Here is a 14,976-nt window from a genome sequence, read left to right on the forward strand (position 1 = left end):
CATGAAGGATAACGCCGTGTCATCAGTATCCGACCCGATCGACCTCGCTACGACGATCGACGAGCTCCGCAGCGCGCGTCGCGCCTGGCGGCAGGAGCAGGACGGCCGGCATAGCGTCGCGCGGTTTCCGTCGCTGGACGAGACCGGTCGCGCGCTCGACGATCTCGTCGCGGCGCTGTTCCCCGGGCGGCTCGGCATGTTCACAGGCCCGGTCGAGCGCGAGGACGCGTTCGTCGAGACGCGGCTGCGGCAGGCGCTGGAACGGCTGCAACGGCAGGTCGAACGCGAATTCGCCTATTGGCAGGAAGAGGCGGTGCTGTCGTTCGACGTCAGCCATGCGAGCATGATCATCGGCCTGTTCTGCGCGGAACTGGGGCCGATCCGCGAACTGGTCGACGACGATGTCCGCGCGGCATTCCTCGGCGATCCGGCGGCGCGCAGTGCCGACGAGATCCTGATCTGCTACCCCGGCATCGTCGCGATCCTGTACCACCGGATCGCGCACGCGCTCTACGGCCTGGGCGCGCCGATCGTCGCGCGGATCATCTCCGAACTCGCCAACAACCGCACCGGCATCGACATCCACCCGGGCGCGACGATCGGCCGCAGCTTCTTCATCGATCACGGCACCGGTGTCGTGATCGGCGAGACCGCGATCATCGGCGACCGGGTGCAGATCTACCAGCACGTCACGCTCGGCGCGCGCAGTCCGCTCGGCGTGACCGACGTGTCGGCGCGCGAACGGCTCGCGCGGCATCCGATCGTCGAGGACGACGTGGTGATCTATGCCGGCGCGACGATCCTCGGCCGCGTGACGATCGGGCACGGAGCGACGATCGGCGGCAATGTCTGGCTGCTCGAAGACGTTCCTGCCGGCAGCGTGGTCGCACAGCCGACCGCGGTGATCCTGGCGGGCGAGGCTGCCGACCAGTTGCACGAGACGCTACGAGGACGCGGCGCATGATGCGCTTTGCCTGCTGCCGACGGGAGGATGGGCCGCCCAAGCCCGTGATCGGCGTGCTGTGCTGCAACGAGATGGTGGATCGTCCGATCCAGGCGGTCGCCACCCGCTTCGTCGAGCCGCTGGTACGGTACGCCGGTGCCACCGTCCTGTTGGTGCCGGCCGTGGCGGATGCGATGGACACGCGGGCGCTGGCCGGACGGCTCGACGGCCTGTTGCTGACCGGATCGCGGTCGAACGTAGCGGGGGCACGCTACGGCAAGTCGGACGCGGCCGACGACGCTCTCGATCTGGACCGCGATGCGGTGGCGCTCGAACTCGCGGGCCGGATGATCGAGGCGGGGCGGCCGGTGTTCGGTATCTGCCGCGGGTTGCAGGAGCTGAACGTGCTTTTCGGCGGTACGCTGACCGATGCGCTGGACGATGGCCATCACCGGTCGACCGACGACGCGACCGCGTACGAGACGCTGTTCGACCATGTCCACGACGTGACACTGCGATCGGGCGGGATGCTCGCGGCCGCGATCGCCGAGCCCAGCATCTCGGTCACGTCGGTCCACCGGCAGGGTATCGATCGGCTGGGGGAGGGGCTCAGCGTCGAGGCGCATGCGGTTTCGGACGGGCTGGTCGAGGCGTTCTCGGCGCGCCCGTGCGGCGGCGACGTGCTCGCGGTCCAATGGCATCCCGAATGGGACGTTGCAGCCAGCGCATCCAGCCGCGCATTCTTTTCACTTATCGGCCAGTCGCTTGGGACCTATCGGGACCGATGACTGCGACCGCTCGTTTGGTTCGCACGGAGATCGTCGCAGAGCGATCCACTAACAGGGACACTATCATGACTGCTTATCGTACCGCGTTGACACTCGCCGCCTCGACCCTTGCCTTCGCCAGCGCGCATGTCGCTTATGCGCAGGACGTTCCCACGCAAACGGCGACCGCACCTGCCGCCGAGCCTGCGCAAGATCCCGCTGCGGCGCCCGACACGGGAGACGATATCATCGTCACGGGCACCCGCGCGGTTGGTCGGTCGCGGCTCGACAGCGCGTCGCCGGTCGACGTGCTGAGTTCGGCCGCGATCCAGCGCCAGGGGACGACCGAACTGGGCGCGGCGCTTTCGGCGATCGCGCCGTCGATCGATTTCCCGCGGCCGTCCGCCGTCGATGGCACCGACGCGATCCGCCCGGCAACGTTGCGCGGCCTTTCGCCTGACCAGACGCTAGTTCTGGTCAACGGCGTGCGTGGCCATACTGCGGCACTGCTGAACGTCGGCGGTTCGGTCGGGCGCGGCTCGGCTGCGGTCGATCTCAATACGATCCCGACCGTGGCGCTCGACCGTATCGAGGTGCTGCGTGACGGCGCGTCCGCGCAATATGGATCGGATGCGATCGCCGGTGTCGTCAACCTGCGGCTACGCGAGGCACGATCGGGCGGTGGCATGACCGTCAACTACGGCTTCTACAACACGGATATCGACACCGCGCGCGGCAGCCGCAGCACGAATGGCGAGTATGCGTTGACCGTGTCCGGCTGGCAGGGAATCGGCTTTGGCGAGGACGGCTTCCTGACCGTTTCGGGCGAGTATCTGGATCGCCAGGCGACCAACCGCGCCGACTTCGACACGCGCGCGCTGGTAAAAATTCCCGGGACGCCGGGTCGTGTGACCGGTCGCTTCGGCGATCCCAAGGTCGAGCAATACAGCATCTTCGCCAATGCCGGCACGACGCTGAGCGGCACGTGGAAGCTGTACGGCTGGCTCGGCTATCAGGACCGCGACACGCGTAGCGCGGCCTTCCCGCGGCTGCCGCTGGCATCGGACCCGGTAGCCGTCGCGCGACTGGAACTCGCAGGGCTTTCCGACGGCTTCCTGCCGCTGATCAATACCAAGTCGCGCGACATCAACTCGGCGCTCGGGATCAAGGGCGAACTCGCCGACTGGAACGTCGACCTGAACGTCAGCTACGGCCGCAACAAGATCGGTTTCCGCACGCTGGACTCGGCGAACTACGCCTATGGCCGAGCGACCCAGAGGGATTTCTCGGACGGCGCGTTGATCTATGACCAGTACATCGTCGGGCTCGACGTCGATCGCAAGTTTGACGTGTTGCAGGGCGTCAACGTCGCGTTCGGGCTCGAGGGACGCCGCGAAGGGTTCAAGATCCAGTCGGGCGAACTCGCATCCTATGGCTATCCCACCACCGGTTCGGTGACTGGTGCACTGCCGACCGCACCCCCGGGCGCGCAGGGCTTTGGCGGGTTCTCGCCGGACAACGCGATCGAGCGGAGCCGTCGCAACGGCAGCGTCTATCTCGATGTAGAAGCGCAGGTGACGGACAAGTTGCTGCTAGGACTCGCCGGACGCGGTGAGGATTATTCCGATTTCGGCTCGACCGGCACCGGTAAGGTCTCCGCGCGCTATGACTTCGCGCGCTGGTTCGCATTGCGTGGAACGGCATCGACCGGCTTCCGCGCGCCGGCACTACAGCAACAGTATTTCACGTCGGTCGCAACCGTCATTCAAAACGGAAACCCAGTTCAGACCGGAACCTACCCATCGGTAAGCCCCATTGCGGCTAGGCTCGGAGGCCTTCCTCTCGAGCCCGAGAAGTCGACCAATTTTTCGGTGGGCACGGTGATCCGCGCCGGCAGGTTCGAGCTAACCGTCGACGCCTATCGCATCCGCATCCGCAACCAGATCGGCTTGTCGGAAAACCTTGCCGCAGCGGGCAATCCGCAGGTCGCGGCGCTGCTCGCGCCGTTCAACGTGAGTGCGGCACGCTTCTTCATCAACGGGATCGCTTCGACGACAAAGGGCATCGACGCGGTCGCGCATTACCGGCTTCCGACCGATGCCGCCGGGACGTTCGACCTGACGATCGCCGGCAACGTCAACGACGTGAACGTCACCCGCGTGCCGACATCGACCTCGACGCTCAACCCGGCACCGACGCTCTTCGCTCGCAACCGCATCGAGTCGCTGGAGAACGGTACGCCGGGCGAGAAGGTGACCGGGTCGATCGACTGGTCGCTCGACAAGCTCGGCGCACTGGCCCGCGTCACCTATTATGGCGACGTGACGCAGCCGGGCACGACCGCGGCCGGCGACGTGCACAGCGGCAAGCACCTGATCACCGATCTCGAACTTCGTTACCAGGCGAAGAAGGGCGCGCAGATCGGGCTCGGCGTCAGCAACCTGTTCGACGTCTACCCCGATGCTACGAGCATCGCGAACAACCCGACCGGGGTGATCGGCTATCCCTATTACTCGCCGTTCGGGTTCAACGGCCGCTACGTCTACGCACGCGCCGGCCTGAGCTGGTGATTAAATCATAGGCGTACGATAGGGTATTGCGTTCGACCGCATCGCTGGGTAGCTTTCGGTTCCAGGATCGATTTCGCGCATTGCGGTCGTAATTCTGCACTAGTCATCACGGAGACCATTCGATGAAGAAGATCACGATCGTGCCAATGATTGCAGTCCTGGCGCTTGGCCTCGCCGCATGCACGAAGCCCGCATCGACCGAGAACGTTACCGACATTCAGTCGAACACGGTCGTCGAAGAGTCGGACGCGAATCTTTCCGCGGTAGACGGTATCGAGACGAGCAACTCGACGAATCTCGAGAACTCGATCGATTCGAATTCGAGTGGCAACGCGCTCTGATCACGGCTTGAAAATGTAACGGATGGCTTGGTTTGGTAATCGAGCTATCTGTTGAAAACTCGAAAGGCGACGTACTTCTCGTTTTAGGGAATGCGTCGCCTTTTGCATTTTTGAGCGATCGAAACAACTCTTCGAGTCGATGCATTTCGGCGCAATTTATACTCTACTCACCGATGGTAGTGAATAACTCTATTCCTATTTGATAAGTGGGTATTACAACGGGGCAACGTCAAGGCGAAGTGAAGCTCCCTAGACGGAACCTCGTGGTCCAGCGGATCCCTCTGCTGGGCCACCATTTTTGAACGTGAGCTTTGGAAGAGTTCGCGGCCTGCCGGCATCTGACAGGGGCCGTATTCGCTATTAGTCAGCTGGTCTTCGGTACCGCATTGGATCGACGTCCGCGCCAATAGCGGATCGCGGTCATCACCACCGCGACGACGACGGCGAGGATCGCAACGCCCGCCAACTTGTGCTTCGGCATGATGCTGTGGACCGCGTCGAGCAGCGTATCCCCGAACAGATAGCCGATGGCGGTGAACATCACGCCCCAGACAACCGCGGAGATCGCGTTGAGCATCATGAACGTGCGCGCGGGGACGTGCGACGTGCCGATCGCGATCGGACTGATCGTCCGCAGGCCGTAGAGGAAGCGGAAGCCGAGGATGAAGACGGTCGGATGGCGTTCCAGCGTGTCGAGTGCCTTGGCGAAGGCCGGCTTGGCGGCGATCTTGCGAACGCGAGCGGTGTCGCGGTAGCGGCGACCGGCGAGGAAGAAGAGCTGGTCCGCGGCGAACGATCCCGCGACTGCCGCAACTGCGCTGCCCCAGAGCGGTAGCAAATGCTGGTGCGCCAGCACGCCGCCCGTGACGACCGCGGTTTCGCCTTCGAGCCCCGCACCCAGGAATATCGCGGCGAGGCCGTATTGGGCGATGAGCGTTTCGATCGACATCGCCCGCCCTTGCCGCAGCACGGAGTTCTCCGCCAGTATCATTTACCCGCCTCGCTACAGGCGGTTATCGACGTCGATGCAGGCTTCTACCGGCCAAGATAGTCCATCTTGCCGATCGGTACGCCGCGCATCCGCAACAGCGCGTAGGCGGTCGTGACGTGGAAATAGAAATTAGGCAGCACGAACCCGAGCACGTAGCTCTGCCCCGTGAAGTCCAACGTCCGGCTGGGCGTGACGACCGTGACGACAGCGTCTTCCTTGCCGTCGATCGCCTCGCGCGGGACGCCATCCAGGAACGCGAGCGTTGCGGCGATGCGCTGCTGGAGCGCTGCGAAACTCGTCTCGTCGTCGGCCATCGCGACCGTCGGAACGCCACCAAGCCGGACCATTGCGCCCTTGGCCGTGTCACTGGCCCGCTGGACCTGTGCGGTCAGCGGCGCCATGTCGGCGATCAGTCGCGTGCCGAGCATGTCCGCCTCGGCGATGCCGTTCTCCTGCGCATAGGCTTCGCCCGTCTTGAGGATCGCCGAAAGACTGGCGAAACCGCGGCGAAACGCGGGGACGGTGAGGTCATTAAGCTGGGTCATGGACGCAGGCGTAGGCGCGCGATCACGTCCGGTCGAGGAGGAACACGGCAAGCTGATTCCAGGCGGGTTGCTTTGCCGTGACGCCGATCGTGTGCAGCGGACTGCTGGAGGGAAGCGCGACGATGGTCGGTCCAGCATAGTTTGGTCCGAGCAGCTTCAAACCCTGCTTGAGCGCGGTACCGCCGTTGAAGGCGACTGCACGAAGCTTCGGTAATTGGCCGATGAGTGCCACGATGTCGTTACCTTCGACGTCGACGATTGCCGCATCGCTGCTCCCCGCCCGCCGAGCCGAGCCTATTACGTCCCACAGTGCCACGCCGCATGCACGCAACGCCGCCAGCCGATCCTCATAGTCGAGCGTCGCGAGATCGCGTCCGACGACCGGTGACATCAGTTGCCAGAACTGGTTCTGCGGGTGCGCGTAATAGCGCTGGGCAGCCAGTGACCGGTCGCCCGGCAGGCTTCCCAGAACCAGAACCCGCGCTCCAGGATCGAAAATCGGCGGAAACGAGTGCTTGAGCGACATTAAGATCCCCGGACTGTCACGACCGCAAGACTATGCGATACGCCGGTTATAACCTAGGGTCGGCACATATGGTCGCACCACGCGCGGTACGATCACAGGAAGGACTGCCACTTGGCACTGAACGGACAACTACCGGCGCTCGCACGGACCGGTATCGACGGGCTCGACGACATTCTCAATGGGGGGCTGACACCGGACCGGATGTATCTGGTCGAGGGTACGCCTGGCACGGGCAAGACCACGCTCGGGCTTGGCTTCCTGCTCGCCGGCGCTTCGGTCGGCGAGGCGGGGCTGTACATCACGCTGGCCGAGACCGAAGTCGAGCTGCGCGCGGTGGCGCAGACGCACGGCTGGTCGCTGGACCCGCTGACCCTGTTCGAGATGGTGCCGGCCGACGGCCTCGGCGAAGATCACGAACAGACGTTGCTGCATCCAAGCGAGGTCGAGCTCGGCGAGACGATCCGCGACGTGATGGCGAAGGTCGACGAGCTTCGGCCGAAGCGCGTAGTGATCGACAGCCTGTCCGAACTGCGCCTGCTCGCGCAGAGCCCGATCCGCTATCGCCGCCAGATTCTCGCGCTCAAGCACTTCTTCTCGACACGCGCCTGCACCGTGCTGTTCCTCGACGACAAGAGCGGGTCGGGCAGCGATCTCCAGTTGCACAGCATCGCGCACGGCGTCGTCTCGCTCGAACAGACCTTGTCCGGGTTCGGCGCGCAACGTCGACGCCTGCACGTCGTCAAGATGCGCGGCGTTCGGTATCGCGGCGGCTATCACGATTTCGAGATCGAGCGCGGTGGGCTGTGCGTCTACCCACGCCTCGTCGCATCCGAACACGTCATGAAATATTCGGACGAGGCCGTTTCGACCGGCTCGACCGAACTCGATACGTTGCTGGGTGGTGGCTTGATTCCAGGCACCGCGACGTTGCTGACGGGGCCTGCCGGCGTCGGCAAGACGACCGCGTCGGTCCAGTCGGTGATCGCGGCGCTGGAGCGGGGCGAGCGCGCGGCGTACTTTCTGTTCGACGAGCGCTTGCCGACATTGCTGAAGCGCAGTGCATCGCTGGGCATGGACCTGATGCCGTTCGTCGAGAACGGGCAGCTCGAGCTGCGGGCGATCGATCCGGCCGAGATGTCACCGGGCGAGTTCTCCGGCGCGGTGCGGGCTGCGGTCGAACAACACGGCGCTAAGATCGTCGTGATCGACAGCCTCAACGCCTACCTCCAGGCGATGCCGAACGAGCAGTTCCTGATCCTGCAAATGCACGAGATGCTGACGTATCTCGGCCAGAAGGGGATCGTCAGCCTGCTGATCCTCGGCCTGCACGGGATCACCGGCGATGTTCGTTCGGACGTCGACCTGAGTTATCTGTCCGATACGATCGTCCAGCTCCGCTATTTCGAGGCACACGGCGAGGTGAGGCAGGCGATTTCGGTCATCAAGACGCGCACCGCACGGCACGAACGGACGATCCGGGAGTTTCAGATCGGTAGCAACGGATTGCTGGTCGGCGAGCCCCTTCGCGAATTCCAGGGCGTGCTGACGGGTGTTCCGACATTCTCGGGCGAAGGAAAGACGTTGATGGCCAGCCGGATGGGGATCCAGGATATTCGCAGCTGACATGGACGATCGCGTCCTGATCCTGGCGCCGCGTGGGCGTGATGCGGCGATCGCGTCCGACCTGCTTGGCCGCAACGACATCGTCGCCTTCGTCTGTCGCGACCAGGCTGAGTTGCTCGTCGAACTGGCAAAGGGGGCCGGGGCGGTCATGCTGACCGAGGAAGCCCTGATCACGGAGGAAGTCGCATCGCTCGCGGGATGGGTGGCGGCACAACCCAATTGGGCGGATATACAGTTCGTCGTACTTGCGAACGGCACCCGCACACCGCGCAGCGCGCGCGCCACGCAGCGGCTAGCCGATCTCGGCAACGTCCTCCTGCTCGAACGACCACTGCACGCCGAGGCGATGTTGGGCGCGATCCGGTCGGCACTGACGGCGCGACGGCGGCAATATGAATTGCGCGACGTCGCTGTGACGCTCGAACGCGCGGTGCTGGACCGGACCAGTGAGTTGCGATCGGCACGCGAAAGCCTGGAGATCGCGCTTGAGGCTGCGGGTATGGGCAGCTGGGACATCGATCTGACGACCGGGGAGTCGCGACGGACGCTTCGCCACGATGCGATCTACGGGTATCCGGAGGGGCGTGCGGACTGGAACCTGGAGACGTTCCTTAGCCACATCGACGTGAAGCAGCGCGGTATGGTGACGCGCGCGATGACCGACGCCACGCGGACTGGCGTGATCGATGTCGAATATCGCATCGATGCGGCGGACGGAGAGTCGCGCTGGCTCGTCGCCAAAGGGCGAGTCCAGTATGACGATGCCGGCAAGGCGGCGCGGATGACCGGCGTGGTCTCCGACGTCACCGACCGCAAGGAGGCTGACGCGCAACTCGCGCAGGCGCAAAAGATGGACGCGATCGGCCAGCTGACCGGTGGCGTCGCGCATGACTTCAACAACCTGCTGACGCCGATCGTCGGCAGTCTCGACCTGCTCCGCCGGCGGCACAAGGATGACGAGCGTACGCAGCGGATGATCGGCGGCGCGTTGCAGGCGGCGGAGCGGGCCGCGACGTTGACGCAGCGGTTGCTGGCGTTCGCGCGGCGGCAGGCGTTGCAACCGCGCGCCGTCGATATCGGCGCGCTGATCGACGGGTTGGTCGACCTGATGCGGCGCTCGCTCGGGCCGTCGATCGCAGTGACGCTTGAGATTCCGCGACATTTGTCATCGGCGCGCGTCGATCCCAATCAACTCGAACTCGCACTGCTCAACCTCGCGATCAATGCGCGCGATGCTATGCCCGGTGGCGGCAAGCTAACCCTGACGGTAAGCGAAGTCGTCGTCGACGATCGCAACATGGTCGGTCTTGCGCCGGACCGCTACGTACGGATCGCGGCGATCGATACCGGTGTCGGCATGGACCGCGCGACACTGGCCCGCGCGACAGAGCCGTTCTTCTCCACCAAGGGCGTCGGCAAGGGCACCGGGCTGGGGCTGTCGATGGTCCACGGGCTCGCCGCGCAGTCGGGCGGTACGCTTCGCCTGACGAGCGAACCTGGTTCCGGCACGACGGTCGAACTGTGGTTGCCGGCAACCGACGAAATCGCAACCGATGCCGTCGAGAACACCGCCGAGCCCGTCATCGCGAGGCGTGCGGCCAAGGTATTGCTGGTAGACGATGAGGATCTGGTGCGTGCGGCGACCGCCGACATGCTGCGCGACATCGGTTATGTCGTGGTCGAGATGTCCTCCGCCAGCCAAGCCTTGTCGGCGATCCGGTCGGGCGTCGATGCGGACATATTGGTCAGCGATTACCTAATGCCCGGCATGACCGGTGGGCAGCTCATCACCGAACTCTGGTCGTCGGGCAATCGTATCCCTGCTTTGCTCGTGACTGGCTATGCTGCCGCGGGCGAGGACGTTCCCGACGGTGTCACCCGTCTGTCGAAGCCGTTCCGCCAAACCGACCTTGCTGCACGGGTCGACGAGTTGTTGCGCCAGTCGCCTCCGGGTCGCCCCAAGCTGCGCGCGGTCGAGTGATATCGAACCGGGCGAATGCCGCCCGGTTCGATATCCTCCCGAGCTTTAAAAACCCTTCTTCAACGACACGAAGAACTGGCGTGGTGCGCCGGCAAGTAGCGTCTGGTTGTCTCCGCTGGCGGTAAAACCATTCGAGCCGATCGTCGAAATATACTTCTTGTTGGTCAGGTTGGTGACGTTGCCCTCGATCGCGACGCCGTGGAGCGCGCCGTCACCCTCGAAGCGGTAGCCGATGCTGGCATCGACCAGCACGCGGCTCGGCACCGACTGGTCGTTGAGATAGGTGAAGTAGCGCTTGCTCATGTAATCCGCGCCGACCCGGCCGGTGAAGCCCGACTGTTCGAGGACGATCTCGCCCTTGACCATGTGCTTGGGCGTATCGACGACGGTGTCGCCCTTGCGGACCTGGACCGAGCCGGAGGCGTCGGTGACCGTGTCCTGGTATTCCGCGTTGGTGTAGGAATAGCTCGCGAACAGCGAGAGCGGGCGGAACACGCGGTAGTTGGCGGAGACTTCCGCACCATAGGTCCGCACGCTGCCGGCGTTGTTGAGCGTCGGTGCGTTGCCGAGGATGCCGACCCCGTTGGCAAACGCGAGCAAGCGGTTCGAGAAGTCGACATAATAGCCGACCGCCGATGCCTGGAACGGGCCGCTATGCAGGCGGACGCCGCCTTCCGCCGTCTTCGACCGCTCGGGCTTGAGGCGCCCGCGGACGGCGTTGAAGCCGGCCTGCGTCGCCGCGAACGGCCCGGTGGTCGCCGACGAGACGAACGCCCGCATGTTCTCGGTATAATCCGCGAACACTTCCGCCGCCGGTGTCAGCTTGAACAGGATGCCGGCCTGTGGCTGGAACCAGTCCTTGGCCGAGATACGGCCGACCGAGAGCGGCGCGGTCGTATCGGGCAGCATCGTCGCGCTGTTGACGACATAGGCGCCCTTCCACCCGGCGTTGACGATCAGGCGGTCGTTGATAAGCTTCAGCGTGTCCTCGACATGATACTGCATCGTGTCGGTGCCGTATTTGCCGTCCCACTGCGTTGCGTACGAGTTCTTCTGGAACTTCAGCACGTCGCGGTTGGGCGTCGCACTGTCGGTCATGCCGTAGAAGCGCCGGGCCTGCGTGAACGTGTTGGTCTCCAGCCAGCCGCCGATCTCGAAGGTGTTCGCGCCCGTCTCATAGGCGATGTTGCTGAGCGCTCCGCCACGCTTGATGCTGTACTCCGTCGTGCGGAAGCCGAGCGGGCTGGGCGCGGTGATCGCGCTGCCGTCCTGGTTCAGCGCACCCGCCGGGGTCGGCGAATAGGGCGTGATCCACGATCCCTGACCCTTGTTGTTGTGATAATAGCCGGTGGTGGTCATCGTCAGTTCGGGCGTCAGGTTCGCGTCCAGCGTGACGCCGCCAAGGTAATCGCGCCGGACACCGCCGGCATCGAAATACGCATCATCGACAGTGCCGAACCCGGTAGGGAAGGTCGTGCCGACGCCGGCCCACGGCGCGACGAAGCCGACCGACGACCCGTTGTTCGCCTTCGTATACGTCGCGAGCGCACCCTGGTTCTGGTAGGTCTTCGCGATCTGGGGCGCGAGCGGATAGTTGTCGGCGATGTTGTCGTTGCGCAGGCCGCGACGACGGATGATGTCGTAGCTGAGATCCTGGTAATCCTGCTCGCGACGATCGGAGAAGTTCACGAACGCGGACAGGCTGCCGAAGCTGCCCAGATCCTTGACGATCTTGCCGTTCGCCTGATGCTGGCGCTGGACGCCGTCGCCCTTCCACTTGTCGGTCGTCAGGTAGCCGTAGCTCAGATAGCCCTTGAGACCGCCGCCGAGATCGCCGCTGTCGATACGCGCATAGCCACGGTACGTGTTGTCCGACCCATAGGTGCCGCCGCCGGTGACGTTGGCGGTATCGCGGGGCTTGTCGCTGAAGAACTGGATCGTGCCGCCGAGATTGCTGGTCGATGCGGTGCCGAGCGCGCCCGCGCCCTGCGCGACTTCGGTGCGGGCGACGTTCTCGGAAATGATCGCGCGGCTGATGTGCAGTCCGTTGACGTTGCCGTAGCTCATGTCGCCGAGCGGAACGCCGTCGAGCGTGAAGCCGAGCTGGTTCTGATTGAACCCGCGCAGCGAAATCCGGACCGCCCATTCATACGCGCCGAACGGATCGGACGCCTGGAAATTGACGCCGGGGAGCTTCTCGATCGCCTTCAACGGGCTCGAACCGGGGGTGAGGCGCGCGAGATCGACGGCGCTGACGCTCTGGACCTGGCGGCTCTGGCCGAAGCCGAGCACGACGATGTCGGGCGACGTCTCGGGTGCCGGATCAGCCTGAACTTCTGCCGGCGCAGCTACCGGGGTTTCCGGTGCGGACTCCGGGGCGGCCTGGGCAAACGCGGCAGGCGTGGCGAGCGCCGCGAGTGCGACACCGGCGAAAAGCGACGATATGGTCTGCATGATGTCCCCTGAAGCGCGACGGCGCTCAGCGGCCCTTTGCCGATCGACGTGACGCGTCGGCGACAGATCGAAGACGGTTTCAAGACGATCGGCGATATTGTTACGGTAGTGACCCGAATGCCTCGCCCAACGGGAGAGAGAAGGGGCCCGCGGCTACTTAGCCGTGGCAAAGGTGAGGGCACGTGTGCCAGTCACGATAGCCATCACCCCCGCATCATCCGCGCGATCGTCTTCGCCGCCGCCGCACCATAAGGCGGCTTGAGCCCGGCAAGCTTGGCAACGTCCAACTTCGACTGCTTGTAGACAGCCCGCGCATGGCTGAACGTGCGGAAGCCATCGATGCCGTGATACGCACCCATCCCCGACGGTCCGCTGCCGCCGAAGGGCAGGTCCTCCATCGAGACGTGGAAGATCACGTCGTCGAGCGTCACGCCGCCCGAAATCGTCCGGTCCATCACCCGCCGGCGCTCGGTGTCGTCGGTGCCGAAATAATAGAGCGCGAGCGGACGGTCGCGGCGGTTCACCTGCGCGATCGCGTCGTCGATCCCGTCGTAGCGGCGGATCGGCAGGACCGGGCCGAAGATCTCCTCCTGCATCACGATCATGTCGTCGGTCGCGTCGCGGACGATGTGCAGCGGCATCTTTCGCGAGTTGGCGGCGCCGAAATCCTCGTTGGTGGGGTTCACGACCTCGACGGTCGCGCCCTTCGCACGGGCGTCGGCGATCCAGTCGGTGAGGCGCTGGTGGTGGCGATCGTTGACTACCGAAGTGTAGTCGGCGTTGGCGAGCAGGGTGGGGTACATCGCGCTGGCGGCGGCCTTGATGCCGTCGACGACCTTGGCTTCGTCGGCCGAGGGGACGAGCATGTAATCGGGCGCGAGGCAGATTTGCCCGGCGTTCATCATCTTGCCGAGCGTCACGCGCTCGGTCGCGCGCGCGATATCCGCCGACGCCCCGAGGATGACGGGCGACTTGCCGCCCAGTTCGAGCGTGACGGGCGTCAGGTTATCGGCGGCGGCGTGAAGGATGTGGCGACCGATCGCCGTCGCGCCGGTGAAGATGAGATGGTCGAACGGCAGCGCGGCGAACGTCTTCCCGACGTCCGCACCGCCCGAGATGACGACAAATTCGTCCAGCGCGAAATACTTCGGCACGAGGTCCTCGAACAGCGCGGCAGTCGCGGGCGTATACTCACTCGTCTTCGCCATCGCGCGATTGCCCGCGGCCAACACGCCTGCGAGCGGCGCCATGAGCAGGTTCACGGGAAAATTCCACGGCGCGATGATGCCGATGACGCCCTTGGGCTGATATTCGAGCCACGCCCTCGCGCCGAGCAGCCCCAGTGGAAACTGAACCGCGCGCCGCTCCCGCCGCATCCACCGTTCGAGATGCTTCGCGGCGTGTGCGATCGGCGCGAGCGAAGCACCGATATCGGTGATCATCGTCTGCTCGCGGCTACGATGCCCGAAATCCTCCGATACCGCGTCGCAGAACGCCGCAGCATTGTCCCGCACCATCGCCGCCGCGCGCTTGAGCCGGTCGAGGCGCACCGCCTTGGCGACGGGAAGCTCGGCCATGAACGCATCACGCTGCGTGGTGAGGATGGTTTGCATGTCGGTCATCGAAGCGTCCTTTAGAGCTACGGGCTCGAATATATCAGGCTATCAGTTAACTGCTGGAGGTTCGGGCGGCGCATATTGGTGGACGAACCTTAGCGTGAAGCCTGTTTCGCTAGCTGCACGCCGCTTCAAATCGGTGATCCTTTGCTCGAAAAAGAGCAAGGACTCGGTCGTTTTGTCGGGAAGGGTACGCGTTTCGCCGACGGCGTGGATGTGAATGTCGCCCTGATCCCCGTCCATAGGACTGATCGGGACAAAGCCCCCAATCGCGTCTTCGTAGGTTTTGGCGATAGCCCGATACGCATCCATGTTGCCAATTTTTGGCGCGCTCCAGCGGACGGAGCAGGCATGGAAGGGCGGATACTCGATCCACAACGTTGCGCCCTCATCGTTCAGATCCCAAGCACGTGCAGGATCATCACGCATCGTAACCTTTACGTCGGACTTGGACAGTTCTCGTGCTCCTCGTGCTACCATCATGGCCTCGACACCCTTGTCGTCCGGAAAGCGATGGAGACAGAGATCCTCGTACAATTTGGTCAGTCGTAAAAGACGTTCCTCCGCCGCTGGAGTGGTAGTTATCGTCAACAAAGCCAGCAAGAGCGACATAGCTTTC

Annotated in this window: 12 protein-coding genes; 6 read left to right on the forward strand and 6 right to left on the reverse strand. The window is 64.4% G+C overall.

Features of this window, described 5'->3' with window-relative positions:
• Position 1 precedes the first annotated feature (1 nt).
• The 4 genes from epsC (at position 2) to O6X71_RS03935 (ending at position 4,621) form a co-directional block, all read left to right on the forward strand.
• On the forward strand, positions 2-964 hold the full coding sequence (gene epsC / locus O6X71_RS03920; protein ID WP_353464536.1) for a serine O-acetyltransferase EpsC: 963 nt from the start codon (positions 2-4) through the stop codon (positions 962-964).
• Positions 961-1,731 carry a gamma-glutamyl-gamma-aminobutyrate hydrolase family protein gene (locus O6X71_RS03925; RefSeq protein ID WP_353464537.1) on the forward strand — a complete coding sequence of 257 codons (771 nt, stop codon included), beginning with the start codon at positions 961-963 and terminating at the stop codon, positions 1,729-1,731. Before epsC ends, O6X71_RS03925 begins: the two co-directional genes overlap by 4 nt.
• A 65-nt stretch (positions 1,732-1,796) precedes the next feature.
• Positions 1,797-4,280: a TonB-dependent receptor plug domain-containing protein gene (locus O6X71_RS03930; RefSeq protein ID WP_353464538.1), complete on the forward strand. Its 2,484-nt coding sequence runs from the start codon at positions 1,797-1,799 to the stop codon at positions 4,278-4,280.
• 122 nt (positions 4,281-4,402) lie between these two features.
• The gene (locus tag O6X71_RS03935; RefSeq protein WP_353464539.1) at positions 4,403-4,621 is read left to right on the forward strand and encodes a hypothetical protein; all 219 of its coding nucleotides are present in this window, start codon (positions 4,403-4,405) and stop codon (positions 4,619-4,621) included.
• Between the two features lie 364 nt (positions 4,622-4,985).
• Here the strand turns inward: O6X71_RS03935 and O6X71_RS03940 are convergent, their stop codons facing one another.
• The 3 genes from O6X71_RS03940 to O6X71_RS03950 form a co-directional block, all read right to left on the reverse strand.
• Positions 4,986-5,570, reverse strand: coding sequence for a DedA family protein (locus O6X71_RS03940; protein WP_353464540.1), 585 nt, complete (start codon positions 5,568-5,570; stop codon positions 4,986-4,988).
• An 86-nt stretch (positions 5,571-5,656) separates the two neighbouring features.
• On the reverse strand, positions 5,657-6,157 hold the full coding sequence (locus tag O6X71_RS03945; RefSeq protein WP_353464541.1) for a DUF1993 domain-containing protein: 501 nt from the start codon (positions 6,155-6,157) through the stop codon (positions 5,657-5,659).
• A 22-nt stretch (positions 6,158-6,179) separates the two neighbouring features.
• A complete protein-coding gene (locus O6X71_RS03950; RefSeq protein WP_353464542.1) occupies positions 6,180-6,683 on the reverse strand; it encodes a DNA-deoxyinosine glycosylase in 504 nt (167 codons plus the stop codon).
• A gap of 111 nt (positions 6,684-6,794) precedes the next feature.
• Between O6X71_RS03950 and O6X71_RS03955 the strand changes: the two genes are divergently transcribed.
• Both O6X71_RS03955 and O6X71_RS03960 read left to right on the forward strand, forming a co-directional pair.
• Positions 6,795-8,306 (forward strand): ATPase domain-containing protein, encoded by a 1,512-nt coding sequence (locus O6X71_RS03955; protein ID WP_353464543.1) that lies wholly within the window; start codon positions 6,795-6,797, stop codon positions 8,304-8,306.
• Position 8,307: 1 nt separating this feature from the next.
• Positions 8,308-10,287 (forward strand): PAS domain-containing hybrid sensor histidine kinase/response regulator, encoded by a 1,980-nt coding sequence (locus O6X71_RS03960; RefSeq protein WP_353464544.1) that lies wholly within the window; start codon positions 8,308-8,310, stop codon positions 10,285-10,287.
• 45 nt (positions 10,288-10,332) lie between these two features.
• Here the strand turns inward: O6X71_RS03960 and O6X71_RS03965 are convergent, their stop codons facing one another.
• The 3 genes from O6X71_RS03965 to O6X71_RS03975 all read right to left on the reverse strand — a co-directional run bounded on the left by O6X71_RS03965 (position 10,333) and on the right by O6X71_RS03975 (position 14,969).
• Positions 10,333-12,741 carry a TonB-dependent receptor gene (locus tag O6X71_RS03965; RefSeq protein WP_353464545.1) on the reverse strand — a complete coding sequence of 803 codons (2,409 nt, stop codon included), beginning with the start codon at positions 12,739-12,741 and terminating at the stop codon, positions 10,333-10,335.
• Between the two features lie 203 nt (positions 12,742-12,944).
• Positions 12,945-14,363 carry a coniferyl aldehyde dehydrogenase gene (locus O6X71_RS03970; RefSeq protein WP_353464546.1) on the reverse strand — a complete coding sequence of 473 codons (1,419 nt, stop codon included), beginning with the start codon at positions 14,361-14,363 and terminating at the stop codon, positions 12,945-12,947.
• A 42-nt stretch (positions 14,364-14,405) separates the two neighbouring features.
• Positions 14,406-14,969, reverse strand: a complete 564-nt coding sequence (locus O6X71_RS03975; protein ID WP_353464547.1) for an NMCC_0638 family (lipo)protein — start codon at positions 14,967-14,969, stop codon at positions 14,406-14,408.
• Between the last annotated feature and the right edge of the window lie 7 nt (positions 14,970-14,976).

Origin of the sequence: Sphingomonas faeni, assembly GCF_040407505.1 — a bacterium.
In the GTDB taxonomy this organism is placed as follows: domain Bacteria; phylum Pseudomonadota; class Alphaproteobacteria; order Sphingomonadales; family Sphingomonadaceae; genus Sphingomonas; species Sphingomonas faeni_E.